The organism is Cupriavidus sp. HPC(L), assembly GCF_000307735.3.
GTDB lineage: Bacteria > Pseudomonadota > Gammaproteobacteria > Burkholderiales > Burkholderiaceae > Cupriavidus.
Genome location: NZ_AMPR02000297.1, coordinates 1 through 2,838 on the forward strand (window position 1 = coordinate 1; position 2,838 = coordinate 2,838).

General features: G+C 70.3%; 2 protein-coding genes and 1 pseudogene. 2 read left to right on the top strand and 1 reads right to left on the bottom strand.

The genetic code is table 11. From position 1 onward, the window contains the following. On the top strand, positions 1 to 460 hold a 460-nt coding region (locus B551_RS15985), incomplete at its 5' end, for a c-type cytochrome (RefSeq protein ID WP_023264522.1). 42 nt (positions 461 to 502) lie between these two features. Here the strand turns inward: B551_RS15985 and B551_RS15990 are convergent. Next, on the bottom strand, positions 503 to 1,879 hold the full coding sequence (locus B551_RS15990) for a diguanylate cyclase (RefSeq protein WP_006580179.1): 1,377 nt from the start codon (positions 1,877 to 1,879) through the stop codon (positions 503 to 505). A 459-nt stretch (positions 1,880 to 2,338) separates the two neighbouring features. Here B551_RS15990 and B551_RS15995 point away from each other — a divergent pair. Next, positions 2,339 to 2,838: pseudogene (locus tag B551_RS15995) on the top strand (hypothetical protein); the annotation flags it as partial.

Genomic DNA, 2,838 nt, shown 5'->3' on the forward strand with positions numbered 1-2,838 from the left:
GGTCGGCATGCCCGCCGAGTATCTGGCCAAGCAGCTGTTCGATTATCGCGATGGCCGTCGCGTCGATCCGGTGATGGCGCCAATCGCCAAGGCGCTCAAGGACGACGAGGTCGCCGCGGTGGCCCGCTACTACGCGAGCCAGCCGGCGCCGTCGTTGACGCTGGCCGGCGATGGCCAATCCGGCCAGTCGGCCGCGCTGACGCTGCACGCGGCCGGCGACAACGGCCGGGCATTGCCGGCCTGCGCCAATTGCCATGGCGTCGAGGGCGAGGGGCAGGGATTCCTGTTGCCGCGGCTGACCGGGCAGCCGGCCGACTATCTGGCCAGGCAACTCGATGCGTTCCGCACCGGCGGCCGCCACAACGACGACGATGGCGCGATGCGCGGCATCGCACAGCGGCTGGGCGAGGCGGATGCGCGCGCGCTGGCGAGCTTCTACGCGCAGGGTGGGGCGCGCTAACGATGCGGCGGCGATGCGCTGGCGTCGAGCAGGGCGGCGCGCTCAGCCGCCGACCGACACGCCGCAGGCCACACGCCACGCCGCCGGTTCGGTGATCTCGTTGGCGGCCTTTGCCGCGGCCGAAGCGGGCACGCCGCCGGCATTGACGGCCTGGGTTGCGGCATTCGCCGGAGCATTCGCCGAACCATTCGCTGCGGCGTTCGCTGCGACATTCGCACCAACCCCGGCGCCTGCACCCGCCCGCATCACGCGGTTGCGCCCTTCGCGCTTGGCGCGATAAAGCGCACGGTCGGCCGCGTCGAACAGCTGCTCCCAGCTGCGGCGCGCATCGCCGGCGTCCTCGGCCTGCGCGATGCCGATGCTGACGCTGGCATGTCCGCCGATTTCCTCCGGCAGCGCGATGCCAGCGATCCGGGCCCGGATCCGTTCGGCCAGCAGCACCGCTTCCTCTTCGCCGGTGTTCGGGCACAGCAGGCAGAATTCCTCGCCGCCGAAGCGTGCCGCGACGTCGCTGGAGCGGCAGGCGCGGCGCAGCGTCTCGGCGATGTGCTTGAGCACCTGGTCGCCCGCCTGGTGGCCCGCGCGGTCATTGACCTGCTTGAAGCGATCGACGTCGATCACCAGGCAGGACAGCGGCTTGCCGGAACGCCCGGCCTCGGCCGCCAGCGTCATTGCGGCGTCGTCGAGCGCGCCGCGATGAAACAGCCCGGTCAGCGAGTCGAGGCGGGCGCGTGCACGCTGTTCGGCCAGCTGGCGCTCCGCGCTCAGCAGCGTGAAACCGACCACGCCGGACAGCACCGCGATCAGCATCAGCAGCAGCGGCGCCTGCGCCAGCATGCCGGGCTCTTCGGGACCGAGCGGACTCCAGGCGCCGGCACCGCCGGCGGCAAGCGCCAGCGCGAGGCACAGGCCCTGCGCGGCCAGTTGCGCGCAGCAGGCCACCCAAACCAGCGCATGGCCGATCGTATGCGAACGGCGTTCGCGGTTGAGCAGGCGCAGCGCCTGCCAGACGACCAGCGCGGTGATCGCATGGCCCAGCGTGCGGATCGCGCGCTCCGCCATCACGGCGTCCTGTACCGTGGCGATCAACGCCAGCAGCGCCACCGAAGCCACGCCGCCGGCGACCATCGCGCGCAGATGATGCGGGGCCATCGCCATGCCGCTCGCGGCCAGGCCGCGCACCAGCATCAGTTGCGCACCGAGGCACAGCGCCTGCGCCAGCACCGCCCACAGCGGGGCAGGGGCGATCGCACCGAGCGCGAGCGCCATGCCGCCGAGCGAGGCGAAGGCATGGGCGTCGGTCCAGCGCGCACGATGGCCAGCCTGCGCGGCGCCGTAGCGCAGGCCGATCGAGATGCCCAGCGTGCTGGCGAACAGCACCAGCAAGGTCAGATAGGCAGTGGGTAAATCCGGCGACATGCAATCGTCTCCCTGTAGGCGCGCGGCGGCACCGCGACACCGTTGGTGTAAGGCAATGCGCCCCCAGCCATGGCCGGGGCGGCGCGAATACTTGTCAGAGAGCTTGACCCGGATGACGCCGTCGACATTCCCGAAGCTGCGGTCCCTGGTATGGCTCTGTGTTGCCGGTACGCCGACAGGCGCAGCCTGATCCCAGTTGCAGTTGCCATCGCGATTGCATTCGGAACTGCAATGGCAAGCGCGCAGCGAGGCCGCGCATCGAGGCACGGCTTGTGGTTTTTTTCATGATGGTGATTCTACTGATTGCGTCGAATCGCGCGTGTGCGGCATGCCACGTTTGACAATTGTTGACATTCCCTTTTTGTACCGTTCGCTAGGATTCGGCTCGTAGTTACAAATTGATATCCGGGCCGGGGGAGCGACGACGCCGCGTCGTCGAGGCAATAAAACGGGGAAGTCATGGGGAAGCAAGAGGCGGCGCGCATGACGCCGCTGGAGTCCGGGGCAGCCGCTCCCGCGCGCGAACGTCTGCTGCCTCCGGCGTTCGCAACAGGCATTGCCGCCGCGATGGCGCTTTGCCTCGCGCTGATGTTTCCGCGCGAGCCGCTGCGCGACCGTCTGCTTGGCGAAGGGGGGAATGGAGGCCGCGCGCTGGACGGCCCGGCGCTCGCCTATATGGAAGCCTGGCTGCGCGTGTCGCCGCCGGATGCCGCGCTGATGGCGGAGCTGGCCGAGCAGTTTGCGCGCGACGGCAGGCTGGACGAAGCGCAGACGCTGCTGGCACGGATGCATGCCACGGCCGGCGAGGCCGCGCTGCCGATGCTGCGTGCGCGGCTCGATATTGCGCGCCAGCGGGCCAACGCCGCCGCGTCCAACCTGCCGGCGCGCGAGCGCTATCGGACCGAGCTGCGCACGCTGCTGCGGCAGGCCGCGCGGATGCCGGCCCCGCCGTCGGACCT